General features: G+C 63.9%; 20 protein-coding genes and 1 pseudogene. 11 read left to right on the top strand and 10 right to left on the bottom strand.

Annotation, left to right across the window (positions count from 1 at the left end; all coding sequences use genetic code 11):
- The first annotated feature begins 18 nt into the window (after window positions 1–18).
- Window positions 19–1,113 carry an S-(hydroxymethyl)mycothiol dehydrogenase gene (locus H4V99_RS12170; RefSeq protein WP_280678646.1) on the top strand — a complete coding sequence of 365 codons (1,095 nt, stop codon included), beginning with the start codon at window positions 19–21 and terminating at the stop codon, window positions 1,111–1,113.
- A pseudogene (locus H4V99_RS12175) lies at window positions 1,113–1,738 on the top strand (MBL fold metallo-hydrolase). The gene H4V99_RS12170 and the pseudogene H4V99_RS12175 overlap by 1 nt, the downstream one beginning before the upstream one ends.
- Window positions 1,739–1,765: 27 nt before the next feature.
- Here H4V99_RS12175 and H4V99_RS12180 read toward each other — a convergent pair.
- The gene (locus H4V99_RS12180; protein ID WP_280678648.1) at window positions 1,766–3,496 is read right to left on the bottom strand and encodes a diguanylate cyclase; all 1,731 of its coding nucleotides are present in this window, start codon (window positions 3,494–3,496) and stop codon (window positions 1,766–1,768) included.
- A gap of 240 nt (window positions 3,497–3,736) precedes the next feature.
- Window positions 3,737–8,575 (bottom strand): NAD-glutamate dehydrogenase, encoded by a 4,839-nt coding sequence (locus tag H4V99_RS12185; RefSeq protein ID WP_280678651.1) that lies wholly within the window; start codon window positions 8,573–8,575, stop codon window positions 3,737–3,739.
- Between the two features lie 189 nt (window positions 8,576–8,764).
- Between H4V99_RS12185 and H4V99_RS12190 the strand changes: the two genes are divergently transcribed.
- The gene (locus H4V99_RS12190) at window positions 8,765–9,160 is read left to right on the top strand and encodes a DUF1294 domain-containing protein (protein WP_280678653.1); all 396 of its coding nucleotides are present in this window, start codon (window positions 8,765–8,767) and stop codon (window positions 9,158–9,160) included.
- A gap of 10 nt (window positions 9,161–9,170) precedes the next feature.
- Here the strand turns inward: H4V99_RS12190 and H4V99_RS12195 are convergent, their stop codons facing one another.
- Window positions 9,171–10,016, bottom strand: a complete 846-nt coding sequence (locus H4V99_RS12195) for a hypothetical protein (RefSeq protein ID WP_280678655.1) — start codon at window positions 10,014–10,016, stop codon at window positions 9,171–9,173.
- A gap of 216 nt (window positions 10,017–10,232) precedes the next feature.
- Between H4V99_RS12195 and H4V99_RS12200 the strand changes: the two genes are divergently transcribed.
- From H4V99_RS12200 to H4V99_RS12210, 3 genes are all read left to right on the top strand, one after another.
- Entirely contained in the window at window positions 10,233–11,213 is a 981-nt protein-coding gene (locus H4V99_RS12200; protein WP_280678657.1) for an aldo/keto reductase, read from the top strand.
- Window positions 11,214–11,275: 62 nt separating this feature from the next.
- Entirely contained in the window at window positions 11,276–12,037 is a 762-nt protein-coding gene (locus H4V99_RS12205; RefSeq protein WP_280678659.1) for a DarT ssDNA thymidine ADP-ribosyltransferase family protein, read from the top strand.
- Window positions 12,038–12,153: 116 nt separating this feature from the next.
- Window positions 12,154–12,897, top strand: a complete 744-nt coding sequence (locus H4V99_RS12210; RefSeq protein ID WP_280678662.1) for a sulfite exporter TauE/SafE family protein — start codon at window positions 12,154–12,156, stop codon at window positions 12,895–12,897.
- Window positions 12,898–12,938: 41 nt separating this feature from the next.
- Here H4V99_RS12210 and H4V99_RS12215 read toward each other — a convergent pair whose 3' ends face one another.
- Window positions 12,939–14,603, bottom strand: coding sequence for a GGDEF domain-containing protein (locus H4V99_RS12215; RefSeq protein ID WP_280678664.1), 1,665 nt, complete (start codon window positions 14,601–14,603; stop codon window positions 12,939–12,941).
- Between the two features lie 234 nt (window positions 14,604–14,837).
- Here H4V99_RS12215 and alr point away from each other — a divergent pair, with 234 nt between their 5' ends.
- Complete coding sequence (gene alr / locus H4V99_RS12220; protein WP_280678666.1) at window positions 14,838–16,016, top strand: alanine racemase; 1,179 nt, start codon at window positions 14,838–14,840, stop codon at window positions 16,014–16,016.
- Window positions 16,017–16,039: 23 nt separating this feature from the next.
- Here the strand turns inward: alr and H4V99_RS12225 are convergent, their stop codons facing one another.
- Window positions 16,040–17,245 carry a helix-turn-helix domain-containing protein gene (locus H4V99_RS12225; RefSeq protein ID WP_280678667.1) on the bottom strand — a complete coding sequence of 402 codons (1,206 nt, stop codon included), beginning with the start codon at window positions 17,243–17,245 and terminating at the stop codon, window positions 16,040–16,042.
- A 302-nt stretch (window positions 17,246–17,547) separates the two neighbouring features.
- On the opposite strand from H4V99_RS12225, the gene ald reads away from it, so the two are divergent.
- Window positions 17,548–18,684: an alanine dehydrogenase gene (gene ald / locus H4V99_RS12230; RefSeq protein ID WP_280678668.1), complete on the top strand. Its 1,137-nt coding sequence runs from the start codon at window positions 17,548–17,550 to the stop codon at window positions 18,682–18,684.
- Between the two features lie 43 nt (window positions 18,685–18,727).
- On the opposite strand, the gene H4V99_RS12235 is transcribed toward ald, so the two are convergent.
- Window positions 18,728–19,309: an NERD domain-containing protein gene (locus H4V99_RS12235; RefSeq protein WP_280678669.1), complete on the bottom strand. Its 582-nt coding sequence runs from the start codon at window positions 19,307–19,309 to the stop codon at window positions 18,728–18,730.
- An 867-nt stretch (window positions 19,310–20,176) separates the two neighbouring features.
- Here H4V99_RS12235 and H4V99_RS12240 point away from each other — a divergent pair.
- Together H4V99_RS12240 and H4V99_RS12245 are read left to right on the top strand one after the other, a co-directional pair.
- Window positions 20,177–20,671 carry a universal stress protein gene (locus H4V99_RS12240; RefSeq protein WP_280678671.1) on the top strand — a complete coding sequence of 165 codons (495 nt, stop codon included), beginning with the start codon at window positions 20,177–20,179 and terminating at the stop codon, window positions 20,669–20,671.
- Window positions 20,672–20,785: 114 nt separating this feature from the next.
- Window positions 20,786–21,571, top strand: a complete 786-nt coding sequence (locus H4V99_RS12245; RefSeq protein ID WP_280678673.1) for a metal-dependent hydrolase — start codon at window positions 20,786–20,788, stop codon at window positions 21,569–21,571.
- On the opposite strand, the gene H4V99_RS12250 is transcribed toward H4V99_RS12245, so the two are convergent.
- Together H4V99_RS12250 and H4V99_RS12255 are read right to left on the bottom strand one after the other, a co-directional pair.
- Complete coding sequence (locus H4V99_RS12250) at window positions 21,537–22,982, bottom strand: HAMP domain-containing sensor histidine kinase (RefSeq protein WP_280678675.1); 1,446 nt, start codon at window positions 22,980–22,982, stop codon at window positions 21,537–21,539. The two genes, H4V99_RS12245 and H4V99_RS12250, sit on opposite strands and share 35 nt — an antisense overlap.
- Complete coding sequence (locus tag H4V99_RS12255) at window positions 22,982–23,656, bottom strand: response regulator transcription factor (protein ID WP_280678677.1); 675 nt, start codon at window positions 23,654–23,656, stop codon at window positions 22,982–22,984. The genes H4V99_RS12250 and H4V99_RS12255 overlap by 1 nt, the downstream gene beginning before the upstream one ends.
- A gap of 144 nt (window positions 23,657–23,800) precedes the next feature.
- Between H4V99_RS12255 and H4V99_RS12260 the strand changes: the two genes are divergently transcribed.
- Entirely contained in the window at window positions 23,801–24,352 is a 552-nt protein-coding gene (locus H4V99_RS12260; protein ID WP_280678679.1) for a DUF5666 domain-containing protein, read from the top strand.
- Between the two features lie 77 nt (window positions 24,353–24,429).
- Here H4V99_RS12260 and H4V99_RS12265 read toward each other — a convergent pair whose 3' ends face one another.
- Window positions 24,430–25,251: a nuclease-related domain-containing protein gene (locus H4V99_RS12265; RefSeq protein WP_280678681.1), complete on the bottom strand. Its 822-nt coding sequence runs from the start codon at window positions 25,249–25,251 to the stop codon at window positions 24,430–24,432.
- A 90-nt stretch (window positions 25,252–25,341) separates the two neighbouring features.
- Window positions 25,342–26,136 carry a nuclease-related domain-containing protein gene (locus H4V99_RS12270; RefSeq protein ID WP_280678683.1) on the bottom strand — a complete coding sequence of 265 codons (795 nt, stop codon included), beginning with the start codon at window positions 26,134–26,136 and terminating at the stop codon, window positions 25,342–25,344.
- Window positions 26,137–26,294: the final 158 nt, after the last annotated feature.

Raw genomic sequence — 26,294 nt, forward strand, 5'->3', positions numbered from 1 at the left:
CCTGCTTTGAGGAGTTCCATGCCCATCACCGTTCACGGCGTCATCGTTCGTTCGAAGGGCGCCCCGGTGGAGCTCACCGAGATCGTCATCCCTGATCCCGGTCCCGGCGAGGTGATCGTTGACATCGAAACCTGCGGCGTGTGCCACACCGACTTCCACTACAAGGAGGGCGGCATCAGTGATGACTTCCCCTTTCTGCTGGGACATGAGGCCGCTGGGCGGGTGAGCGTCATTGGCGCCGGCGTCACCCATGTGGCGGTCGGTGACTTTGTTGTGCTCAATTGGCGTGCGGTGTGCGGCGACTGCCGCGCGTGCAAGCGCGCCGAGCCCTGGTACTGCTTCAACACCTTCAACGCCACGCAGAAGATGACCCTCACCGATGGCACACCGCTCAGCCCCGCGCTCGGAATCGGCGCCTTCGCCGATAAAACCCTCGTGCACGAGAAACAGTGCACCAAGGTGAATGCGGATGCCGACCCCGCGGCGGTCGGACTGCTCGGCTGCGGCATCATGGCTGGCATCGGCGCCGCCATGAACACCGGCAACGTGACACACGGTGACTCGGTCGCCGTGATCGGGTGCGGCGGGGTAGGTAATGCGGCGGTTGTCGGATCGAAGCTCGCCGGGGCATCCGTCATCATCGCCATCGATCGCGACCCGAAAAAGCTCGCCAAGGCCCTAGACCTCGGTGCCACCCACCGGATTGACTCGTCGGACCTCGACGAGGCCGGGGTGGTTGCCGTCGTGCAGGCGCTAACCGGCGGCTTCGGAGCAGACGTAGTCATTGACGCCGTTGGGCGCCCCGAAACCTGGCGCCAGGCGTTCTACGCTCGCGACCTCGCCGGCACCGTGGTGCTCGTGGGCGTACCCACACCGGAGATGATGCTCGAAATTCCGCTGCTGGATGTGTTCGGCCGCGGCGGCTCACTCAAATCGTCCTGGTACGGCGACTGCCTCCCCGAACGGGATTTCCCCATGCTCACCGACCTGTACCTGCAGGGTCGCCTCCCCCTCGACGACTTTGTCAGTGAAAAGATTGGCATCACCGAGATCGATGCGGCATTCGACAAGATGGCCCGCGGCGACGTGCTGCGCTCGGTTGTGGTGCTCTGATGGTTGCGCGCATTGACCAGCTCATCACCGCCGGCACCTTCAGCCTGGATGGCGGCACCTGGGACGTGGAAAACAACGTGTGGATCATCGGCGACGACACGGAGTGCATCGTTTTCGACGCCGCACACGACGCCGACGCGATTCTAAAGGCGATTGGGAGCGCACCCTGCGCGGCATCTACTGCACCCATGCCCACAACGATCACATCGGCGCGGTAGCCGGCGTTCAGGCTGTTACGGGCGCACCCGTCTTCCTGCACCCCGACGAGGACATGCTGTGGCGCACGGTCTACCCGGATGCCCCGTATGAGACCCTGAAAGACGGCCAACGTCTATCGGTGGCGGGCATTGAACTTGAGGTTATCCACACCCCCGGTCATTCGCCCGGTGCCGTCTGCGTGTACGCTGCCGCGCTCGGCACCGTCTTCAGCGGGGACACCCTGTTTCATGGCGGCCCCGGAGCCACCGGTCGCTCCTACAGCGACTTCCCGACCATCATCGAATCGATCACCAACCGACTATTGCTCCTGCCGGCCGAAACGGTGGTGCTCCCCGGACACGGTGACTCCACCACGATTGGAGCCGAAGCGGGCGACCGTGAGAAATGGATTACTCGCGGCCACTGAACCCTGCGGTCCGCAGCCGGCACGAATCTAGGCTGCGTCCGCGATCACCTGGTCTCGCCCGGCGCGCTTCGCGGCAAACAACACCGAGTCGGCCCGGGCGAGCCAGTGGGCGCTCGTCTCGCCCGGCTGCCACTTTGCAACACCGGCGCTGACCGAGCAGGAAAGTCCCTGCTTCAGCGTGTTCCACGGGTATCCGCGCACCGCCGCCAACAGGCGCTGACAGGCCTGCTCGGCCTGATCCCGCCGGGTATCAGCAAAAACCAGTAGGAATTCTTCGCCGCCCATCCGAACCGCAAGATCGGTCTCCCGAGTAACCTCGCGAAGCAGCGCCGACATGACGACGAGAACCTGATCGCCCACCGCGTGACCAAAGGTATCGTTGACGCGTTTGAAGTGGTCAAAATCGATCATTGCGGCGCAGAGGGACTCGTCAGCCTCACGGGCGTGGGCGACCATGATCGGCAGTGCGCGGTCCAGAGCCCGGCGATTGGGGAGCTGGGTCAGCGGATCGGTCTGCGCTGCGGTGTTGAATTCCTCGGCGCGGATGCGCTCCACCTGCGCTTCCAACCGAGCACGCTCTGCTTCGTGCCGCGCCTGTTCGATCTCGATGGTGTTGATCAGCATTTTGGATTGCAGGCCGGCGGTCTGTGCCGCCATGCGAAAGGTGAGGTCGTGCAGTTGTTCAAAGTGGTGCAGGGCCTCCTGGTACCGACCACTCGCCTTGTGCATTTCGAAGAGCCCACGGTGCAGTGCGGTGAGAAGCACCAAATCCTCTCCCGACGACGGGTCCTGCAGCTGAGCATCCATCATGGCGGTTGCCTCGTCGAGGTTACCCTCGGCGCGAAAAATTGTAGCCAGCTGCGCGTCATTGTTGATCTCAAGATTGCGAAAACCGTTGGCGTGGGCAATGGCTTTTGCTCGACCAACCTGCTCTCGAGCTTCAACATTCTGGCCCAGCTCAATCAGGGTACTCACCAGGTTTGTCCGGGCGATGGATTCGTAGAAAGAGTGCCCCTGGGCTTCCGACAGCGCCACGGCCTGCCGGGCGTGTGAGAGACCTTCGGTGAGTGGCGCGACCGCATCAAGCCCGGCGAGCCGGTTGGCTTTGGCCACTTCGAGAAAGGTGTCGCAGAGGTTGTTACTGGCAGCGAAGGCTGCCTCCGGATCATCCAGAGTCGCCGCGATCTCCAGAGCCTGACGACCCAGCTCCACCCCGCGCTGCGCGTCGCCCATGGCCTCGTGCACCATTGCCGAGCGGCTGACGGCCCAGAATTCGGCGGTGTGACTTCCACAGGCGCGGGCTGCCTCCAGCGCAGCCAGCACGTGGCGCAGAGCCGGTTCTTTCAGCGCCGTCTCGTGGTAGGCCAGAGCGAGGGTGCAGTGCAGCTTGGACTGACGAAGCAAATCGCCACTCACCGTGAGGAATTCCATCGCGAGCAGCCCGTGCCGAACGGAGGCTCCGCAATCGCCCAGCCGCAAGTAGTGCAGGGACAGCATTTCCCGGGCGTGCGCCTGCTGGTCACGGGTCACGCCGGGGGAAGCCAACACACTCTCGGCCAGTTCGGCCCCCGCGCGGTGTTGTCCCGCGGTTCCGAGGCGTTCACACTCGGCCAGTTTGGCGTCGATTGTCATCGCGTTCGGCAGCTGAGCGTGCACCGCCTCAACCTGAACAGAACCCGCGCCCCACGACGGTCGTACGGCCCCCGTCGAACCGTCGTCGTACTGCGTCGTCTCCGTCATCACATCGTTTTCGGTCACTTGCTCACCACCAGATTACCTCCGCTAATCCTGAACCTAGCAGCGGATTCACGTCGGCACTAATTATTTGGGTGGCCGAAACTCACTGAGTTCACTGGGTGGACAGACGAGGAGTTGTCCCCAGCGGTGAAATCCGTTGAAATGGCGGGTCGGAGCGCCTGGTAAACCTCAGTTCTGCCCCCCAGAAAGGAATTTCCTCTTCTTAGCCCGGTATGTCGCGGTACGCGTATTGACGGCCTGCTAACGGCGAACGATCGAACGCAGCAAGCGCAGGGCAACCGAGAGGGAGGCCATATCGTCTTGGCCGAGTGCGTTGACCTCTTCAAACACACTCCGTGCACGTTCGAGTTGTTCCACGTTGAGGGCTTCCCAGGCGGCAAGGCGGGCCTTGGCCTCACCAACATCCGTTGCTTCAAGCACTGCCCTTGCCATGTCGGCAACGGTGGAATACAGGTCGTCACGCAGGGCCGCACGAGCAAGCGCCTGCCAGCGATCCTTGCGCGGGAGTCCCGTGATGCGCACAAGAATGTCGTCAACACGAAAACGGTCGTACACCATGTAATACACGGCCGCCACATCTTCCACCGGCTCCCCCGTACGCGCTGACACACGAGCAACATCGAGCAGGGCGAATGCCTCAAAAAGTTCGGCCCACTGACGCCCGAGGGCGACCGGGACACCCCAGTCCCCGGCCTTCTGCAGCTGCGTCTGTAAACGCGTGAGGTCCGAACCCTGCAGGTACTGGCTCAGATGCGAGCGCAGCCGCTGCACCTGCGGCTTGTACTTATCCACCACCTGGGCGACGGTGCGAGTGTCACCCTGGTTCACCTGCCACCGCACCGCGCGGTCGAGCAGACGCCGAATGTCGAGGTGCATCTCCGTCCAGTGCTCAGTGGGGAACGACGAGGGCAGCGCGTTGAGTGCGTCCATCATGCTGTCGAGGTCGAACACCTCGCGGAGCGCCACGAACGCCCGTGCCACCGTGGCTTGACTCGCCGACGTCTCTTCGATGGTGCGGAATGCCGAGGTGATGCCGCCGAGGTTGATCATGTCGTTGGCCACCACCGTGGCGATGATTTCTCGGCGAAGCGGATGCGTGTCCAGCTCGGCGTCGAATCGATCGGCGAGGTGGCTCGGGAAGTACCGGCGCAGGGTACGACCGAACCACGGATCGTCGGCGAGGTCGCTGTCGCGCAGGGCGTTGGCGAGTTCGATCTTGGCATAGGCGGCCAGAACCGACAGTTCGGGCGAGGTGAGACCCTGCCCCTGATCGAGCCGCTCTCGCAACGTGGCCGTGGTCGGCAAGGCCTCCAGATCGCGCTGCAGATCCCCCGACGATTCCAGCCAGTTCATCAGCCGCTCGTAGCTCGGGCTCCAGTTGTTGACGAGTACTCGATCGTTGAGTAGGAGAATATTCTGATCGACATTGTCTTGCAAGACCAACCGACCCACCTCGTCGGTCATCTCGGCCAGGAATTCAGCACGCTCGGCCGGGTCAAGCTTGCCGGCGGCGACCATGCGGTCAACAAATATCTTGATGTTCACCTCGTGATCGGAGCAGTCCACACCGGCCGAGTTGTCAATCGCGTCGGTGTTCAAAATGACGCCATTCAGCGCCGCCTCAATGCGGCCCAGCTGGGTGAGTCCGAGATTTCCGCCCTCTCCCACCACCTTGACCCGCAGATCCTTGCCGTCCACGCGGATGCCGTCGTTCGCCTTATCGCCCACCTGCGCGGCCGATTCGCTGCTCGCCTTCACGTACGTTCCGATGCCGCCGTTGTAGAGCAGATCAGCTGGGGCCATCAAAATGGCTCGCAGCAGCTCTGGTGGGCTTAACCGTGTTGTGGTCTCAGCGAGACCGAGCACTCGTTGCACCTCGGCCGAAATGGGCACGGACTTGGCCTGCCGGGGGAACACCCCACCGCCCGCACTGATGAGGTCGGTGGAATAATCCGCCCACGAAGAGCGCGGCAGTTCGAAGAGACGTGCGCGTTCGACGAAGGAGACGGCCGGGTCGGGATTGGGGTCCAGAAAAATGTGCCGATGGTCGAAGGCTGCCACAAGTTTGGTGTGCTCGGAGAGCAGCATGCCGTTACCGAAGACGTCGCCCGACATATCGCCGATGCCCACAACAGTGAAATCCTCGCTCTGCGCGTCCACTCCCAGCTCGCTGAAGTGTCGCTTCACCGATTCCCACGCACCGCGGGCCGTGATGCCCATTTTCTTGTGGTCGTAACCCACCGATCCGCCCGACGCGAACGCATCACCCAGCCAGAAGCCGTACTCGGCAGCGAGGCTGTTAGCGATGTCGGAGAACGATGCCGTTCCCTTGTCGGCGGCAACAACGAGATAGGTATCTGCGTCATCGTGGCTCACCACGCGGGCAGGGGGCACCATCCGCTCACCCTCATCGGGCGTCGTCACCAGGTTGTCAGTCAGGTCGAGCAGTCCACGAATAAAGGTCTTGTAGCTTTCGATTCCCTCCGCCATCCACGCAGCGCGGTCCACGGCGGGGTTCGGTAGCTTCTTAGCGAAGAACCCGCCCTTCGCACCCGTGGGCACGATCACGGCGTTCTTCACCGTTTGTGCCTTCACGAGGCCGAGCACCTCGGTGCGGAAGTCCTCCCGGCGGTCCGACCAACGCAGTCCGCCACGAGCGACCTTGCCAAAACGCAGGTGTACACCCTCGACGCTCGGAGAGTACACCCAGATCTCATACTTCGGTCGTGGAAACGGCAGCAGGGCAATCTCGGTCGGCTCGAGCTTAATGCTCAAATACGGCTTGTTCTGAAAGAAGTTGGTGCGCAGCGACGCTTCGATCAGGTTGATGAGCGTGCGCAACACGCGGTCGGCGTCGAGAGTGGCAACCTGTTCCATGGCTGCGGTGAGGTCGGCGCGTACCTGATCAACCCGCGGCATCCGCTCGTCAGCGCTCAGGTCAGGGTCAAAACGTGCCTCGAAGAGCGCCACGAGGCGGCTCGTGACCACCGGGTTCTCCAGCAGGGTATCTGCGACGAACTCATAGGAGTTGGTGTTGCCGATCTGGCGCAGGTATTTGGCGTAGCTGCGGAGAATGACGACACGCTGCCACGCCATGCCCTCGCGCAGCACCAGGCGGTCGAGGCCATCGGACTCAATGGCACCGGTGACCGCGGCACCGAAGGAATCGGCCAGCAGGTCGCCGGTGGCGAGCGGGTCCACACCCTCCGGGTAGACCAGCCCCAGATCGTAGAGGAAGAAGTCCCGGCCGTCGGAGGTCTGAATGGCGAACGGCACCTCATCGAGCACCTCGATGCCCAGGTTCTGAAAGTATGGCAGAATCTGGCTGAGGCTCTGGGACTCCATCATGTAGAGCTTCACGCGAACCGGAGCGGAATCGCTGTCCTTCGGAATGTACACGTAGAGGCCCGGGCGCGCTGGTGCCGTTCCCGTTGCTTCCGCGCGGGCGGCATCCGTGGCACAGGTCTCGAACCGGGCGATGTCCGCCAGGGCATCGTCCACCTCGTAGTCCACCCGGTAGCTGTCAGGAAAGGCCTCGGCCCAGAATCCGGACAGACGGTTCGCTTCCTCGAGCGTGTGCGTCTCGCGCAGCTCATCGGTGATGCCCTCGGGCCAGGACCGCACGGCCATGGTGAGCCGCCGCTCGAGAGCAAGGCCGTCGACATCCGCCACGGCATTGGGCTGAGGCAAGCGGATGCGGTAGAACAGACGCGCCAGTGCCGACTCGGTCATGCGGGCCTCAAAATCGAGAGACTCCGCCTGGAACGTGTCGCGCAGCTCCTTTTCAATGCGCAACCGTACAGCAGTGTTGTACCGGTCCCGGGGAAGATAGACGAGCGCAGACATGAAGCGTCCGTACACATCCGGACGCAGGAAGAGTCGCGTGCGGCGGCGTTCCTGCAACCGTTGGATGGCGAGGGCGGCAGTGACGAGCGCGGGAATCTCGATCTGGAAGAGCTCGTCGCGCGGGTAGGTCTCCAGGATGCCGAGCAGGTCTTTGCCACTGTGCGATCCGGGCGGAAACCCGATCTCGGTCATGACCGTGGCGACTTTTTCTCGCAGGATGGGCACGACCTCCACGGAACTCGTGTACGCGCTCGCCGCGAACAGTCCGATGAAACGCTGCTCACCGCGCACCAACCCGTTCTCGTCGAAACTCTTGATGCCGATGTAGTCGAAGTAGGCGGGGCGGTGCACGGTTGACCGAGAGTTCGCCTTCGTGATCACCAGGGCGGTGCGCTCCCGCGCCTTGGTACGACCCGCCTCGGTGAGGTGTTGAATCTGGTGCCGGTCCTCAGCGGAGCGGAGCAGTCCGAGCCCGCTGCCATCCCGAATGGACAGCACGTCTTCGCCGCCCAGAGTTTCGAGGTCGTACTCGCGGTAACCCAAGAACGTGAAGTTGTCGCTGTTCAGCCAGCGAAGCAGGTCCTGGGTCTGCCTCAGGTCGTGGATCTGTTCGCCGTGCACCACCCGATCAAGGTCGTCTGCGATCTGCACCGCCTTGCTGCGCATCAGCGGCCAGTCGTCAACGGCAGAACGCACATCGGCCAAAACAGACGACAGCCCGTCGATAAGGTTCTGCTGCGTCTGATCGCTCGCACTCTCAATTTCGATGGCGATCCAGGATTCAAGGTGCGACGCGTTACCACCGGTGGCGATCAAGTGCGAAATGTTCGGCATCGCTGATGTGTCACCACTGGATACCCCCACGCTGGCCGGCATCCGCGCAATACTCACGAGCTCGTTGGTTTCGCGGCTGCGAGCCACAATCAGAAGCGGATGCACCACGAGGTGAATGGCGGACTGTTGCCGCACGAGCTCGGCGATAACCGAGTCCACGAGGAACGGCATGTCATCGGTGACGATGAAGACAACGCTGCGGCCAGCCTCGGTGCGAATACCCACGTTGGCGGTTTTTGGAGTGCGATGCAGCGCCACCTGCCAGTGTGCCAACGCACGGTCTCTCAGCAGCTCATCCGTGTAGTTCTGAGCATCGTCGTCGATCAAATGCTCGTAATAGTCGGCTATGAACGACCGCTCTACCGGAGAGTCATCGGTTGCAGTGGGCTCAGACGTCATTGTAGAAACTCCTCCATCACATTCGCGCATCGATGCCACTCACTCCACGGAGATTCCCGGCAGGCACCGATCAGACCGTGCAAGAAAATTGCACTGCCCTTACAGGTTAGCCAACTTCCGCCGTGAAAACCGAGGGGAATGTGCCGGGTCTGCGAAGATTGGTGCCTCTCGGGCCGCTACGCTCACACCATGGCTTCTGCACCACGACGCATCACGAAGGTCGCATCCGCTCGGACCGACCGGCCCCGAACGTTGAGCTACCTCGCTATTGCCGTCTTTGCCGGCCTCGCTCTCAGCATCAACCTGTTCTGGCCGGTCCCCGTTTGGGTGCCCGCGGTCTATCTGGTGGCCAGCGTCACGGCCTTCATCACCTACGCCGTGGACAAGTCCGCGGCACGGGTGCACCGTCGGCGGGTATCGGAACGAAACCTCTTACTGCTCGGTATGCTCGGCGGCTGGCCGGGCGCAATCATGGCTCAGCAGCTCCTGCGCCACAAAACCCAGAAGGTCAGCTTTCGGCGCGCCTTCTGGGGAACCGTGGCGGTGAACGTGATGGTCTTTCTCGCACTCACCACCGGCACCTGACCGACTCGAGTTAGTACCAGTTGTTGGCCTGAGAGTGAGCCCACGCCGCACACGGCGTTCCATAACGGGATTCCTTGATGTATCCCAGACCCCAGGTCACCTGGGTTGCGGCGTTGGTGGCCCAGTCGTTTCCAGCGGAGGCCATTTTGCTCCCGGGCAGAGCCTGCGGGATGCCGGTGGCACCGCTTGAGTTGTACGCCTGATAGTTCCAGTTGGATTCTTTCTGCCACAGCTGGTTCAGGCACGAAAACTGGTCACTACCCCAGCCATAGTTCGAGGACGCAAGCGACTGCGCAAAGGCCTTCGCGCCCGCGGGCGTGTTTGTGGTGGCGAGCGTCGCCTGGCGCGCGGCCTCGGCGGCAGCGGCGGCCTCGGCTGCGGCCTCGGCGGCAACGCGATCAGCCTCGGCGGCGGCAGCGCTCAACGCGGCCGTTTCCGTCTGGGTCTCGATGGTCAACTCAACGACAAGGTCGATCGGCATACTCTCGAAGCTTGCGAGTGAGCTGGACACAGCGGTGAGGGCGGACGCATCCGCTTTGCCCTCCGTGCTGGCGAGGACCTGGTTGGCTTCGGCGAGCGTGGAGGACGCGGTCTTGTCGGTGTGTGCCTCGGCGATGCCCGCATAGGCACCGAGCTGGTCACGCTGCAAACCGGTGCTGTCGGTCAGCGCCCTCGTGGCGGCTACCCTCTCGCGGCTGTCGGCCGCTGACTGAACGGCGAACGCACCACCGGCCACGAGTCCGGTGATGGAGAGAACGGCTACAGAGCCGATGATGAAACGTTTGAGGTGTTTCGGGTGGGAACGGGCTGTGGTGCTGGATGTGTCTGGGGTGGTACCGGGTATTGAGGGGTGCATAACCTACCAAATTGCATGGGCCTGATCGCTCGGAGAGCGTCAGCTCACTGAGCATCGGGCCCGCGCACTCCAATGCGACGCAGGCGAAACGTCTAACGTGCCACAGGTTTCTGGATAAAACCTCAGTAAACCAACCCGCGGTCCTTTTTTGTTGCGGTGAGGTAGCCGCTGGCGACCGTAAGGTGGAAGGTCAGTCAGCGTCGGAAGCGAGAAACCATGAAGTACGTAAAACTTGGAACGAGCGGTTTAGAAATCTCGGCAGTTTCTCTGGGATGCATGAGCTACGGCGATCCGGGACGGGGCGCGCACGGGTGGACCATGCCCGAAGAGCAGAGCCGTCCGTTCATTCGGGACGCTCTTGAACTGGGCATCACCATGTTCGACACGGCAAACATCTACTCGCTCGGTCACAGCGAGGAGATCGTGGGCCGGGCGCTGGCAGACTTCGCACGTCGGGACGAAATCACCCTGGCAACAAAGGTGCACGGTGTCATGCGTCCAGGACCCAACGGTGGCGGATTATCTCGGGCGCACATCATGCATGAAATTGATGCCAGTCTGCGCCGCCTGGGCACCGACTACGTCGACCTATACCAGATTCATCGCTGGGACCCCACTGTTCCCATCGAAGAGACCCTGGAAGCGCTGCACGACATCGTGAAGGCCGGTAAGGCTCGCTACATCGGCGCGTCATCCATGCACGCGTGGCAGTTCTCGAAAGCACAGTATGTGGCTGAGAGGAATGGCTGGACTCCCTTCATCTCGATGCAGAGCCAGTACAACCTCCTCACTCGTGAGGACGAACGTGAGCTGCACCCACTCAGCGTGGACCAGGGTGTTGGTCTGCTGCCCTGGAGCCCCCTTGCCCGCGGCAAGTTGACCCGCGACTGGGACAGCACCACCGCTCGTGTGGCGACCGACAAATTCAGCCAGATCCTGTACCGGCAGGCGGAAGCGGAGGATCGCAAGATCGTGGAGGCCGTGACGAGCATCGCCGCAGCGCGCGGGGTTTCTCGCGCTCAGGTGGCATTGGCCTGGGTGATGCAGCGCGGCGTGGTGTCCTCCCCCATTGTTGGTGCCACAAAGCGCCATCACCTGGATGACGCTGTCGCTGCGTTGGATCTGTCACTGTCCGCAAGCGAGATCACCCAGCTGGAGGAGCACTACACGCCCCACGCCCAGGAAGGGTTTAGCTAGATCTTTTCTTCCCGTCACGAGGAAAAGTTCAACGCACCGAAGGTGAGAAAAGGAGGATTCCCGTGGTTCACTTCATCGACCCGCTGGAGGAGAACCCTGCCCCGGTGCGACGCTCGGCTCCGATCCGTCGCTCCCGCATCGGTCAGCGCGAGGTGTTGTCGCGTGGTTCGGCAAAGGTGAGCGTTGCGGTGGAACCGTGGGTGCGGGTGGACGAACAGCAGATCTTCCACCTGACCCACGAGCACAATCTGGCGTCGATCCTGGCCGAGAAGCAGCTCTTGGCCGATGCCAGCCCCGACTGGGACGAGCGTCCGGTCGTGGACCTGTCGTCCGCACACACTCGGATCACTCGTCGCGACCGACATACGGGCCATCACGGTGACTCCGTGGTGGCGGACTTCGTTCCCTTCTCCCTGCGCCCGGATTCACACCAGCTGTGCAGCCTGTCCGACCGCTCCGGCCTTATCCTGCTGATGAGCACGATAGCGACCGTGCTCGACTGGCAGGCGACCGCGCACCGGGCCCACGTGCCCAAAATGCTGTTCACCAACGCCGATGCTGCTGCACCGAACACCCAGTTCGGCCGCACACGGGACCAGCTGGCATCGCTCGTGCGGGTGCTGTTCAGCCCGGCCACGGCGCACGAGCACGTTGCGGAGTCACGAGAAGCCGAGTTTCTCGTGCAGGGCTTCTTTCCTCTTCGGCGGATTACCTCGATCGCGGTGCCTGACGAGCCAGCCGCCACTCGCATTCGCGGAATACTCGGTGCGACCTCATCGACCATGACCGTCATCGTTCGGCCGGAGTGGTTCAGCCTCAACTGACTGTCGCGCGAACGCCCGTGTGGCACGGAGCGCACCTCGGGAGGCAGAGCCGGTCGACGGTCGTAGGCTGGAGCAATGATGCCTGCGCTGCCGCTCCCCCGTTTCGGGTGCGACCCGTGCTGACGACGGGTCTGGTCTTGGCGGCTGTGTTTATCGGCTCCAGCCTGCAGCGCATTACGGGAATGGGCTTTGGCCTCGTGGCCGCCCCCTTCATGGTGCTCCTTCTCGGACCGGTTGAGGGCGTCATGCTGGTGAACATCTGTGCGGCTGTCACGGCATCCGCTATTTTGCTGCGGGTGCGCACGCACATTGACTGGCATCGGTACCGCGGCCTCGTGGGCTTTGCGCTGCTGGGTATTCTTCCGGGCGCGTTTGTTTTGCAATTTGTGTCCGTGGCGTGGCTGGAGATTTGTATTGGTGTCCTGGTGGCGGCGGCGCTCACCGTGTCCATCAACCTCAAACGCGCGACGCTGCGCGACAGCCGGAGGAATCGGGCCGTCGCCGGGCTTGCCAGTGGGTTTATGAATGCGACCGCCGGCGTGGGCGGGCCGGCGGTGAGCGTTTACGCCATTGCCACCCTGTGGCCCCATCGCTCGTTCGCGGCGACCATGCAACCGTATTTTCTGACCCTCGCCCTGGCATCCGTCGCGGCGAAGCTGGCCACCGGGTCGGCGGGACTCCCAGATCTGCCAATCTGGGCGTGGGTTGCCGTGGGTGTCGCTTGTCTGGCCGGATTGGGTCTTGGTGAGGGCCTCGCCCGAGTCGTCGAAGCCCCGGCGGCACGTCGTCTGCTCGTGATCGTGGCCTACGTGGGTTCCGTCCTCACCGTGGGACGCGGTCTTCTGGAATTGCTCGGCTGACGACGAGGAAAAAGTCGCTGGTGGGGTCAGAGCAGATCGGGTCAGGGCTTCTCGGTGCCACCCATGGCCCGCGCGATCACAATCTGGTCCCGACCGGCACGTTTTGCGTCGTACAGGGCGCGATCCGCTCGCGCCAGCCAGTCTGGAATACTGCCGTCTCGTTCCAGCTGCGCAAGACCCGCGCTCACGGTACAGCGAAGACCCGGCGCCACGGCCTCCCAGTCGTAGCCGCGCACCGATGCGAGCAGCCGCTCGCACGCGATTGCCGCCTCGCGCTCACTGGTTTCGGCGAAGATCAGTAAGAACTCTTCACCGCCCACACGAACCGCGAGGTCGGTGCCACGCGTGATCGTGCGGAGCATTCCAGCCACCACGGTGAGCACCTCATCACCGGTGGTGTGTCCATGGTCGTCGTTGACGAGCTTGAAGTTGTCCAGATCGATCATGGCCGCGCAGAGGGGTCTATTTCGGCGTTGCGCACGCGCAATCATCCACGGCAGTTCCCGGTCCAGCGCACGGCGGTTGGAAAGTTGGGTGAGTGGGTCGGTGTGCGCCTGATCGTTGAGCTCTTCCGCGCGAATCTTTTCGACACGCAGCTGCAGCCGTGACTTTTCCATTTCATGGCGAGCCTGCTCGATCTCAATTGTGTTGATGAGCATTTGAGACTGCAGCCCGGCCGTCTGCACCGTCATCAGCAGCGTGACGGCGTGCAGCTTCTCATAGTGGGCCAGAGCCAGATCAAAGCGCCCATCCGCTTTGTAGATCTCAAACAATGCGCGGTGGAGTTTGGCAAGCAGCTTCGGCTCACCGCACACATCGGGATTCGCGAGTTGGTCTTCCATCATGGCGGCAGCCACGTCAACATGGCCCGCCTCGCGCGCCAGCTCAGCCAGCTGGGCGTCAATGTCAATCTCCAGGCTTCGGTAGCCGTGCGTCCGGCTCAGCGCTTTGCCGCGCCGGCCCTGTTCACGGGCCTCATCGTGCTGCCTTAACCCCACCAAGAAGCTCACCAGATTGGTTCTTGCCAGCGTCTCGTTGAAGGGATTACCCTGCGCCTCGGCGAGCGCAACAGCCTCTCTCATCAGAGCTAATCCAGTCGTGAAAGCCGGCGTGGCGTCCTCGCCGCCCGCCAGGAGCTCCCGTGCGATCACCAGGTAGGTATCACCCAGATTGTTCACCGCAACAAAACTCGTTTCCGCGTCCTCCAACCGTTGCGCAACGGCGAGGGCCTGCCGGCCTAAATCAATAGATCGCTGACCATCTCCCATCGCCCCGTGCACGAGTGAGAACCGGCTCAGTGCCCAGAATTCTGCCGTCGGGTTACCGCAGGCGCGCGCCGCCTCAAGCGCCCCCAACACGTGCCGCACGGCTGTTTCATTCAGCGCCGTATCGGTGAAGGCCAGCGCCAGAGTGCAGTGCACCGTGGATTGGGCGAGGAGGTCCCCCGTCGCCTCGAAATACTCCAGCGCAAGGAGACCGTGCTTCACCGACGCCTGATAATCGCCGAGCCGCAGCCGGTGCAGGGTGAGAAGCTGACGCGCTTTCGCCTGCTGCGCCGGGTTCGCGCCGTCGGCAGTCAAGGCAGCTTCCGCCTGTTCGGCACCGAGGCGATGTTCACCCTTCGTGCTCGATCGTTCGCTGTCGGCCAGAAGGTTGTCAATGCCGGCACCGAGACACTCCGGCGGACAGATCTCGGTGTCCATCATGATGCAGCCCCCCAGCTCTCTGAAATTCCCCGTGAACCCGCTGGCGAACCGCCTCTGGTCTCCGCTTGGTCCACATTTGACCCAGTGACATCATAATCATGCGGGAGCGACAGAACGGGTCATTGCCGACTTAGGTGTCATCTTGTGACATCGTCCAGCCACAGAGGCGCCAGTTTCGTGCTCAGCCCGGCATCCGCTCATCACATTCCAGCCAGCGACGCTAGGCTACACGGTGTGAAATCTGCCGTCCCCGCCACCCTTGCTGAGCGCCTTCCCGAGCGCGCGGCGATCATCGATCTCGCCGCCGTGCGGCACAACGTTCGACACCTGGTCGCACTCGCCGCTGGCGCCGACGTCATGGCCGTGGTCAAGGCCGATGCCTACGGTCACGGCGCTCTCCCGGTGGCCCGAGCCGCCCTCGAAGCCGGAGCGAGCTGGCTGGGCCTGGCACACATCTGCGAGGCTCTCCCGCTTCGCGCAGCGGGCATCGACTCCCCCATGCTGGCGTGGCTCCACACGATTGACAGTGATTTTGCCGCCGCAGTGGCTGCCAATATCGATCTGGGATGCTCCGGCTGGGAACTCCCGTACATCGTCGCTGCCGCGGAGGCGCTGAGGACGACCGCCCGCATTCACCTGAAGATCGACACCGGTCTGGGGCGCAACGGCTGCACTCCGGCGGACTGGGACGAGTTCGTGCGCCGGGCGCGACAGGCCGAGTTAGCGGGGACGGTCACAGTGGTGGGTATTTTCTCGCACCTTGCGGTGGCCGACGAGCCTGACCGTCCCGAAACCGCTGAGCAACTTGCTGCGTTCGCCACGGCCAATGCTCAGGCCGAGGCGGCGGGACTGCGTCCCAGCCTGCGACACATCGCTAACAGTGCCGGGGTACTCTCCCGCGCCGATACCCACTTCAACCTCGTGCGACCCGGGCTGGCCCTGTACGGACTGTCACCGTTCGCCGGCCGCACATCAGAGAGCTTGGGCCTGCGTCCGGTGATGACGCTGCGCACCGTGATCTCACTCTGCAAAGACGTGCCGGCCGGCCAGGGAGTCTCGTATGGGCTCGACTATCGGACCGCATCGGCGTCGACACTCGGCCTCGTTCCCCTCGGCTACGCAGATGGTATTCCCCGCATCGCGACTGGCGGCCCGGTGCGCGTCAACGGGGTCACGTATCCCGTGGTCGGACGCATTGCCATGGACCAGATGGTTATCGACCTCGGCTATGCCGAGGGTGCGGCCACCGACGGGAGCGTCATCGGCACGGAGGCTCTTCTCTTCGGCCCGGGCGACGATGGGGAGGCATCCGTTGACGAGTGGGCTGCCGCTGCCGGAACCATCAATTATGAGGTTGTCACCCGCATCAGCCCCCGCGTGCCCCGCGTGTACCGCAACACCACCCCCGACTGACGCACCGGGTCACACGCATCCGCTCAGAGCCGGGGCCGGCCCGCCCAGCGTTCCGCCTTGAGGGCGAGGTGCAGTTCGAGACGCGCCTTCCCGCCCAGGGGATCCACACCGATGAGGGAGCGGATGCGTCCCAGCCGGTTGTAAATACTGGTGCGGTGCAAATGCAGTTGCGCCGCCACCTCGGCAACAGAGCCGTCGGTGTCGTAGAGCAGTTCGAGCACGGGCAATAACTCACCATTCCGATCAAGCTCCCGAAGCTCCGAGAAGAGAGTGGATTCACCGGACGACACGTCGCGGCCATCGACGGCCAGAAATTGGTACACGCCGATGGTGCGAAACGACACGAGTGCTCCCAGCTGAGCATCCACCCACGCCGCCTGTACCGCACTGCGTGCCTGGGCATACGCACCCGGCAGGCGACGCAGGTCGGCAAAGGGTTCGCTCAACCCGAGCAGCGCGGGAGATGCCGGCTGCCCACCTCGGCGAGAGACTTCGAGTCCGAAGCGACGCAGAATTTCCGCCTCATCGATGCCATCAATGGCATCCTGCAGCAGCAGCACGGCGTGGGTCTCGGTCCCAGCAGAAAACAGCACGGTATTGATGCCGAGCGTGGCATGCAGGGCTGACAGCCGCTGCAGCAGACTACTTTCCACCGGGTCGGCGGGGCTTTCACCACGCTCCAGCAGCGTCGCGAGCCGCCACGGCCCGCGCCCATGCACTCCAGGCCAGCCCCCCACCGCCACCAATGCCTCGCGGTCACCGAGACAAGCCGCGAGAAACTGGGCCTCCCGCACACGGCGCCCATCGGAATCCGCGCTCGTGCGACTCAGCAGCATCTCGGCAAGCACATCCATTTCGGGGCGGATCACCCGCAACTCCTGCAAAATCGCGTCGGGTGAGCGCTCGTCATCCAACTGCAGCACCCACAGGTACCCCACCCGGAACCCACGGGCGAGCAACGGCACACACACTCGGCCCAGCATGCCGAGGTCGGCATTTGCCGGAATGGCCACCGGTTTCACCGAGCTGGCAATGCCGTGGCTCAGCTGCCAGGAACTCACGTCGGGGGGAACGACCTTGCTCAGCAGAAAGTTCGTCCGCACCCGGTCTGCCGTGGCCTGATGCGCGCTGTACGCCAGCAGCAGCCCGTCAAGGTCTTCCAGCGAGAGTGCGCGGCCAAGTTTCGCGGCAATAATCGCCACCGCCTGGTCAATATCGGCCGCTTTCATAGCCTCCAGTCTAGAGAAGCGAGTGAACGTCAGGCGACAATCGACGCGGTTTCATGCTACAAATGTCGAGGCCGCGCTCGGGCCGGGCCCACCGGGGCCGCACCGCCGTCACTGCCGTACCAGCCACACATCCGGGTAAACACGGGTATCACAACCCATTCGAACCCCACGGCCACAGCGGATGCCGATCCGCGGCATCCGCTCCTCATCGCCGTGCACCCGAGGAGAGGCGCAAACCCTGACATATCGTTTTCCTGCTGGCCCCATGATCGGCGCCGCACGACAACGAGCTGGAGTGTCCCGTGATTATTGGTGTTCCCACAGAAGTCAAGAACAACGAATTCCGCGTGGCCATTACCGCCGCCGGAGTGCACGAAGCCAAATTGCACGGCCACACCGTGCTCGTGCAGGCCGGAGCGGGAATCGCCTCCGGCTACACCGACGCTGACTACGAGGCGGCCGGCGCCACCATCGTGGAGAGCGCTTTCGAGGTCTGGTCCAGCGCCGACATGGTTCTGAAGGTTAAGGAGCCCGTCACCGCCGAGTACGTGTACTTCCGTACCGGCCTGATCCTCTTCACCTACCTGCACCTGGCCGCCGAGCCCGAGCTCGCCACCGCCCTGCTGGAATCCGGCGTCACCGCCATCGCCTATGAGACCGTGCAGAAGGCGGACCGTTCCCTCCCCCTGCTCGCCCCCATGAGCGAGGTTGCGGGACGCCTCGCCGTTCAGGTGGGCGCGCAGTCGATGACCCGCCCGGCCGGTGGTCCCGGCATTCTGATGGGCGGCGTTCCCGGAGTTCGTGCCGCCAAGGTCACCGTCATTGGTGCCGGCGTGGCCGGAACCAACGCCGCGGCCATGGCCCTCGGCCTCGGCGCGGACGTCACCATTCTCGACATCAACATCGACCGTCTGCGTGAACTCGATGCCCAGTACGCTGGCCGTCTCAAAACCGTTGCCTCCAACGCGTTCGAGATCGACCGCGCCGTTGTCGAGGCCGACCTGGTGATCGGTTCCGTGTTGATCCCCGGCGCCAAGGCCCCCAAGCTTGTCACCAACGAGCTCGTCTCTCGCATGAAGCCGGGCAGCGTGCTGGTGGACATTGCCGTTGACCAGGGTGGTTGCTTCGCTGACTCACACGCCACCACGCACGAGGACCCCACCTTCGCCGTGCACGGCTCGATCTTCTACTGCGTCGCCAACATGCCCGGCGCGGTGCCGCGCACGTCCACCAACGCGCTGACCAACGTCACTCTGCCGTACGCCCTCTCCATCGCTGACCGCGGCGTGCGCGCCGCTTTCGAGCGCGATGCGGCCCTTGCCGGCGGCCTCAACATTGCGGCCGGCAAGGTGGCAAACCGTTCGGTGAGCGTGGCCCTCGGCCTCGAACAGGCCAGCTGGACGGATCTCGTCGTCGCGATCGAGCTCGCCCTCGTCTGATCTGATCCGCCTGAGATAACGGCCAAAGAGTTCGGGCGTTATCTCAGGCTGCTGTGGGGTCAGCGAAACCCTGCATCGATGAACGAGACCCCCAGGTCACCGGGTTGTCGATCACAGCAGCGAGCTCCATACGTTCAATCGGGCGCAGCACCGGGGGGAGCTTCTCCAGCCAGGCCCGCAGGTCACGGGCGTCGACGACCGTGATATCGCCCGGCTTACCGCGCAGAAGTATAAATCGCGCACCGAAGAGCGCAACGACGGGCCGAACCGGGGTACGCAGTGGAATACGCGCGCGCAGTCGGCTTGTCACCAGATTCGCTTCCACGATGGCGTCTCGACTGTAGGACATGCGACGACCGGAAACCCGGATGGTGTCCTTGTCAACCCACACCCATTCACCGTCGGAGTGCCGGGTATGAACGGTGAAAATACCGCCTGGACCCACAATCAGGTGCTCGGAGACAGAACGGGCAGACTCCGCGTCAAAGACGGCCCAGCCGGTGGGCGGCTCGTGCAGCAGCGCCTCGAGCGCCTGCTCCCCGAGGGCGGTGAGGTAGCGCGCTGGGCGCGGGTCGGTGGGGGTCAACGTCTCAGTGTGACGCCGTCCTGAGGGTGCTTGGTTCATGGTGTACTCCTCGCCGGAGTACACATCTTGCCATTTCGGCGGTAAAAAGCAATACCCCCCGACGGAGGATGTCGCGCCGTCCGCCCGCTGGTTGGGCGCCGGCGTGCGACAGGTTCCCTCCTCGCTGGTTGAGCGCGAGCTTGCGACAGGTTCCCTCCTCGCTGGTTGAGCGCGAGCTTGCGAGCAGTCGAAACCCCGTGAGCCGACCTGCAGAACCGGTCACCAGGTCTCGAGACGCCGGCGAAGAACATGCCGGCTCCTCGACCAGCGAGGGCCGCGGAGCCAACCCCCCTCGCTGGTTGAGCGCGAGCTTGCGAGCAGTCGAAACCCCGTAAGACAGCCTGCAGACCGAGTCACCAGGTCTCGAGGTCCTCGCTGGTTGAGCGCGAGCTTGCGAGCAGTCGAAACCCTGTAAGACAGCCTGCAGACCGAGTCACCAGGTCTCGAGACGCCGGCCAAAAACACGCCGGCTCCTCGACCAGCGAAGGCCGCGACCCTCGCCGCGCAGCCCAAACCCGGCGAGACGACCCGCAGAACCAGTCACCAGGTCTCGAGACGCCGGCGAAGAACATGCCGGCTCCTCGACCAGCGAAGGCCGCGAGCCAACCCCCCTCGCTGGTTGAGCGCGAGCTTGCGAGCAGTCGAAACCTGGTGAGACAATCCGCAGAACCGCTCACGAGGTCTCGAGACGCCGGCCAAAAGCATGCCGGCTCCTCGACCAGCGAAAGTGGCGACCCCCGCGAGATGCCAGCGAGCAGCACGCCGGCTCCTCGACCAGCGACGCGGATGCGCCCGGGGCCGAGAAGCCCCACAATAGGTAGTGAGACAGAAGAGTCGCTCAACCCGATCAATCGAGGAGCACAAACCATGAACACCGACGGCACTCTCGGCAACACTGATACGTCAGCCACACCGGCAGCTGTTCCCGCCGGAAGTATCGTCGTGGGTCACGACGGTTCGGATTATGCCGACCGCGCACTCACCGAGGCACTCGAGCTCGCGGTGCAGCTCGCAGCCCCCGTCGTCGTGGTGCGCACCTGGACCATCGACACCGCCCCGCGCCCCGCCGACTGGGAATTCGGCTACGTGTCGTCGTTCGCCCAGTATGCCGCCGCCGTGCACGACAACCTCGTGCGCGACATCGAGGCGCAGGTGAACAAGTTCTTGGATGTCACGGTGGACTACCGGGTCGTCCACTCGGGCGCAGCGAAGGGTCTGATCGAGCTGTCACACGCAGCACGGATGCTTGTGGTCGGCTCTCGCGGACACGGCGGCTTCGCGGGCATGCTTCTGGGCTCGGTGAGTGACCAGTGTGTACGCCACGCGTCGTGCCCGGTGCTCGTGGTGCGTCCCCGCACCTAAGCGAGCACGTCCCGCAGCACGAGCGGGAGTCTGCGTACCTGCAGTGTCGGAGGTGGCCTTTACAGTGGTGAGCGGTGGAGATTCATTCGCCCGCACACAACAGGAGGCCACCTCATGATGGGTGCACATCACGCGATGTCGGGCGCCGCCGCCTGGATCGCCGTCACAGCAACGGCCGGACACGGCCTGGGCCTTTTTCCCGTGACCCCCACCGGTACGCTGGCGGGCGTCCTCCTCTGCGCTGGCGCGGCATTGCTACCCGATGCCGACCACGGGTCGGCCACGATCGCCCAGTCGGTTCCGGTCCTCGGAAAGTTCGTCACATCCACGATCTCGCGCGCATCCGGGGGGCATCGCCACGGGCTCCACAGCCTGCTCGCGATTGCCTGCGTCTGGATTCTGGCCACGGGTCTGGGGCTTGTCGTGTGGCAACCGGCTGGCTGGACCGAGCCGATCAGTGTGGGTCCGGCCATCATGACGGCGGCAACCGTGGCCTTCGCGGCAAAGGCGCTGCGTCTTGCCCGGCGGTGGCCCTGTGCGTGGCTCATCGGCCTCGCCGTGGCCGCATTCATCGCCCTCTACGCTCCCGAGCAGCAAGCATGGTTTGTCATCTGCGTCGCGCTCGGCTACGCGGTTCACCTGCTCGGCGATTTTCTCACCGTGGGTGGGCTTCCGCTCTACTGGCCGTGGGTTCCGAAGCCGCCACGGCTCTGGCGGAAAACCCCACTCCGCCACCTATGGACCTCCGGCGGCTACCTTGCCCTTCCTGTTCTGGGCAATGCCGGTTCGGCGCGAGAGTGGGTGCTGCTGATTCCAGTCACTCTGTACGTGGTCTACGGGGTGCTGTTCGCTGCGTTCGCTGTGATCACGGACGCGGTGCCGGCCCTACTGCTGTGGTGACCGCCGCGTTCGGGGCCACTGCGGGCAGAGTGAGCACGAACGCATCCGCTGCGTGGGCCTCACCCGTGCTCGTCGACACGTAGTCGAGGGTTCCTCCGTGGGCGTGCGCGAGGGCGCGCGCAATCGGTAGGCCGAGCCCTGACCCCTCCTGGTGATTCTTCCGCGATTCGTCAAGACGCACGAACCGGTCGAAGATTCGCTGCCGGTCTGCCGGTGCGACTCCTGGTCCGGAGTCGCTGACTCGAACCTGAACCCCCGTCTCGTCCACGGTGCTGCAGAGGGTCACCACAATGAGTCCGCCCGGCGCCGTTGCATGACGTGCGTTGTCCAGAAGGTTCGTCACGATCTGGCGCAATCGTTCGACATCGCCGCGCACCCACAGCTCGGTGTCGATGCGCAGTTCGATCGTTCGATCGGCCGCGAGCAGTCGTTGATCTGCGACCACCCGCGTCAGAAGGGCTGCAGGGTTGACCGCCTCGGGCAGGCGCGCGTCCCCATCCCCGCCCTGGTCTAGTCGCGTCATGAGCACAAGGTCACCCACGAGTCGAGCAGCGCGCTGGGTCTGCTGAATCATTCCCACCGTGAGGCGCTCCCGTTCGGCCCGTGCCGGGTTCGCGCGGAGGAGTGTTTCGGCGCTGGCCTGCAGCCCGGCAATCGGGGTGCGCAGCTCGTGCGACACATCGGCCAGCAGGTGTCGCATCCGTTCTTCGGCACGAGTTGCGGCCTGTTCAGCGCATCGAGCGGTGGTTTCGGCCGTCTCGAGCGTCTGCAGCATGTCGTCAATGGCACGAGCGGTCTGACCGATGTCGGTGCCGGGATTACTCGGGCGCAGTCGCCCCCCGCGGTCACCGTTTGTGATTCCCGTGAAGACCTCGGTCATGCGGGTGAGCGGGCGGAGGGCGACGCCCACCACCCCGGTGAGCAACAGTCCGGTCACGACGAGCGCAATCGTTGCCGCAATGATCTCGATCGTGCGGAGCTGGGCCAGCGTTTCATCGATTCCGGCCTCACTCGCGCTCAGGGAGAGGGTCCCCCCGGCCACGGTTTGCGTCACTGTGACCTCGGTACCGCTCTGAGTGATCAGCGCATCGGGTGGCGGCGATCCCGGTGGCCCGGGTCGTTTGCCGGAGCGCGGGGCCGGGTCTGCCCGACCATAAACAGTGTCGCCCTCACGCGAAAAGGCCACGCTGATGTTGTCGCCGGTGAGTTGGTCCGCCAAGCTCTGCGCCGCCAACCCCTGATCCGCGAGAATCTGGGCGTACCCGGCCCGATCCAGGAGTCGCTCCTGCAGGTTCGCCCGCAGCTGTTCCCCGAGCACAACATGGGTCAGAACGCCAACGACAAGGAGCACCACGGCGAGGACAGCGAGCACGGCAGCAACCACTCGGAGGCGCAGGGACGTCGTGCGCATCAGCCCTGCAACCGGTAGCCGATGCCGCGCACGGTCTCGATCAGCCGCGGACCGTGCACCTCGAGTTTGCGGCGCAGTGCGCTCACATAGGCCTCCACGAGGTTGGGATCGTAGTCATCGTATCCCCACACCTGCGTGAGAATCTGCGTCTTAGACATGGTTCGGCCGCGGTTATGAACCAGGTAGGTCAGCAGCCGTCGCTCGGTGGCGGTGAGGTCAATCATGTGTCCCCCGCGAGTAGCGGTTGCCGCGACCTCATCGAGCACGAGATCGCCGACCTGCACGGTGGGCGACACGAGCGTGCCGGTTCGTCGGAGCACGGCCGTCACGCGAGCGACAAGTTCCGCGAGGATGAACGGTTTGATGATGTAGTCATCAGCTCCGGCGCCGAAGGCTGCCAGACGATCATCGACACCGTCGCGGGCGGTAACAAAAAGCACGGGTGTGTTGCCCATGGTGCGCAGCCGCTGCGCGAGGTGCAGTCCGTTCTCCCCCGGCAACGAGATGTCGAGCACCGCGGCATCCGGTCGAAAGAGGGTGATGCGCGCCACGAAGTCGGTGCCGTCTGCGGCGGTCTCCACCACGAAACCCGCGTGGGAGAGAGCCTGACCGATGGCATCACGAAGCGGTTCCTCGTCTTCAACAACGAGGATGCGGGCAGAAGCGGAAGGCATGACCCCAGACTCCTGCGTGAACCTGAACAAATACTGACGATTTTCTGAGCGAAGATCGACCGCTCGAAAGATTCAGGGGGTCTTCAGATTCACCGCTGACGATGAAAAAAGAACGCAATCGAACACCAACTCGTCAGGAGCATCATGAAACGCCTCACCGAAGCACAAAGCATCACCTCGCTGAGCAGCAAACCAGTGACACGTCGCCGTGCACCCCTCATCATTGGTGCTGTGGCGGCCGCCGCACTCGTCCTGGGCGGAGCGGGCGCCGCATTTGCCGCGGATTCGACGTCGGATTCCACGGACGCCTCGTCATCTGCTCCCCTCTCGCGACCGGTTCACGAACCCCACATTCACGGAACGGTGGTGTCGGTGAACGGCAGCACCATTACGGTGACGGACAGGGACGGCTTCACCCGCACCATCCTCACCTCGGGTGACACCGAGTATGCCGACGGGCTGAGCGCCGACCTGGCCACCGGCACCGAGATTCATGCCGCCGGCACCGTCAATTCCAACGGCACGAGCCTCGACGCCACCACGATCACGACGGCGCCGGCAGGCCCCATGGACGGCGCCGGCCCTGGTTCCAAGGGAGACAGAGGAGACCGGGGAGACCGCCCGACCCCACCCACGGACGCTCCCGATGTCTCGCCCACCGATGCCCCCTCCGAGCAGGGTGGGACAAGCTCGTAATCACACGCCTCGTCACGGCGGTCCCGCGTCAGCGGGGCCGCCGCTGTGTGCCGGCTCCGATCAGGTGCCGGCTCCGATCAAAAGGGTCGGGGAACAGTTGCGAGCATGGCGGACACCAGGTGCACCACGATGAGCGTTTCCACACCAACCGTGGCAAGCACAATGGCGGCCCCAGCAGATATCCACGACACCCGCCGGCGGCGCGACACGGTCATGGCCGCCTCCAGCGCGGCAAAGCGAGCCATCACGTCACGAGAGTTCAGCTGCGGCATCGCTCCCCAGGTGCCTGGATCATCCACGAGCGTCACAATTTGCATGAGCTCACGCGGGTTCAGAATGTGTGGCAACCGCAGCAGCCAGCTATTCAGGTGACGGGCGTTCAGCACCTTCACCTCACCGGGCTTCTCCCGGATCACGACCTCGCCCGGATCGACGAGCGCGATAACCGGTCGCACGACACCGTGATGCGGCATCCGCTTTCGAAGTACTCGAGTTGCTCGTTCCGCTTCATATTCGGCGTCGTGGAGGTACGAGGTGGGGTACCCCGCAACGAGCAGCAGACGCTTGAAAACCCAAATGCTCTTACCGTGCGGGGTCTGTGTCGTGATGCTGAAGACTCCCCCCGGACCCACCACGAAGTGTGCAATCTCTGACCGCACCGCGCCCACCGGGAGGGAATGAAAGACGGTCCAGCCAGCCGGCAGCTTGGCTAGGGCTGCGCCCAGCCCGATATCCCCCTGGGCTCCGTGATACCAGACGAGGCACTCCCCCTGCAACGGGGAACGTCCCAGCAAACGATCGAAGGGTGAACGGATGGTTGCGCCACGCTGATCCACCAGATCTTCAATGACCGTGTGGGCCGCGAGTCGAGTGCGCATAGCGGGTATGTCGACGGTCACGGGAATTCCTCCTCGAGTGGTTCAAAGTTAGCGAGGATGCCAGGTTGTCCGAGAGCCCCAGTAGGGGCAGTGGAACGATCAGTGTGCCGCTCAGAATCCCATCAGCGCGGGGACGATGCGGTGAATGACCGCCGCGAAGAGAATGACGGCTGCAGAAATGCCGGGCACCCAGACGAAACGCCGGATGCGAGCGGAGTGCACAGATCGTTCAAGTTGCGTGAACTGCTCGGTCAGGCTGGAGGGTTCAACCCCGAGGACCGCGTCCCAGGTTTCCGGGCTGTCAATAATGTCGGAGGCCGCCACACGTTCAGGCAGAGTGAAGATGTGCGGGCGAGTGAGGAGCCAGGGCCTGAGCTCGTCCGCATCGATCACCTTCACCCGCGCGGGCGGCTGGTACACGGTAATTTGCCTCGCGTCAACGATGGCAACGACGGGGCTCACCGCCGCGCGCAACAGCATCCGCTTTTGGAGGAGCGCCGTCACACGAGCCGACTCAACCTCGGCCTTTCGAATGTAGGGCAGGCGTTCGCCGTCGACAATAACGGTGCGGCCAGCCACCCGGACCTTTTTATGGCGATGCCGGGTGGTGTGGATCGTGAAGACACCAGCGGGCCCCACAACCAGGTGGTCGATGTCTGTTCCCTCGTTGCCGGCCGGCAACGCATGAAATATGATCCATCCGGCGGGGAGTTCGGCCAGAATCCTGCCCACAGCAATTTCGGCTTTCGCTCCGCGGTACCAGACCAGGCTCGCCGGTCCAAGCGGGGAACGCCCGAACAATCGACTGATCCGAGACCGCCGCGGGACGAGACTCTGCTCGAGGAGCAGGACTTCGATGACCGAGTGAGCGGCACGGCGTTCTCGCATTGTCGGGGCGTTAGGCACACTGGTCTCCTCAACCCTCACTTGACGTTAACCACGGGGGGCGATGCCCTCAAGCCCCACTTGTGGGAAACCTGCGGCCGCCGGGTCACCACACATCCGCGGGATAAAGTTGATGACAATCTGTACCCTGTCTGAGGGACAGTTCGGGGACCCCACAT

It is taken from the genome of Cryobacterium sp. CG_9.6 (assembly GCF_029893365.1).
Classification (GTDB): Bacteria; Actinomycetota; Actinomycetes; order Actinomycetales; family Microbacteriaceae; genus Cryobacterium.

Bases quoted from the DNA above. Each gene is read 5' to 3' on its own strand.
- H4V99_RS12170 (WP_280678646.1), top strand. From the start codon at position 19: ATGCCCATCACCGTTCACGGCGTCATCGTTCGTTCGAAGGGCGCCCCG.
- H4V99_RS12185 (WP_280678651.1), bottom strand. From the start codon at position 8,575: ATGACGTCTGAGCCCACTGCAACCGATGACTCTCCGGTAGAGCGGTCG.
- H4V99_RS12190 (WP_280678653.1), top strand. From the start codon at position 8,765: ATGGCTTCTGCACCACGACGCATCACGAAGGTCGCATCCGCTCGGACC.
- H4V99_RS12195 (WP_280678655.1), bottom strand. From the start codon at position 10,016: ATGCACCCCTCAATACCCGGTACCACCCCAGACACATCCAGCACCACA.
- H4V99_RS12200 (WP_280678657.1), top strand. From the start codon at position 10,233: ATGAAGTACGTAAAACTTGGAACGAGCGGTTTAGAAATCTCGGCAGTT.
- H4V99_RS12215 (WP_280678664.1), bottom strand. From the start codon at position 14,603: ATGATGGACACCGAGATCTGTCCGCCGGAGTGTCTCGGTGCCGGCATT.
- H4V99_RS12225 (WP_280678667.1), bottom strand. From the start codon at position 17,245: ATGAAAGCGGCCGATATTGACCAGGCGGTGGCGATTATTGCCGCGAAA.
- H4V99_RS12235 (WP_280678669.1), bottom strand. From the start codon at position 19,309: ATGAACCAAGCACCCTCAGGACGGCGTCACACTGAGACGTTGACCCCC.
- H4V99_RS12240 (WP_280678671.1), top strand. From the start codon at position 20,177: ATGAACACCGACGGCACTCTCGGCAACACTGATACGTCAGCCACACCG.
- H4V99_RS12245 (WP_280678673.1), top strand. From the start codon at position 20,786: ATGATGGGTGCACATCACGCGATGTCGGGCGCCGCCGCCTGGATCGCC.
- H4V99_RS12250 (WP_280678675.1), bottom strand. From the start codon at position 22,982: ATGCGCACGACGTCCCTGCGCCTCCGAGTGGTTGCTGCCGTGCTCGCT.
- H4V99_RS12255 (WP_280678677.1), bottom strand. From the start codon at position 23,656: ATGCCTTCCGCTTCTGCCCGCATCCTCGTTGTTGAAGACGAGGAACCG.
- H4V99_RS12260 (WP_280678679.1), top strand. From the start codon at position 23,801: ATGAAACGCCTCACCGAAGCACAAAGCATCACCTCGCTGAGCAGCAAA.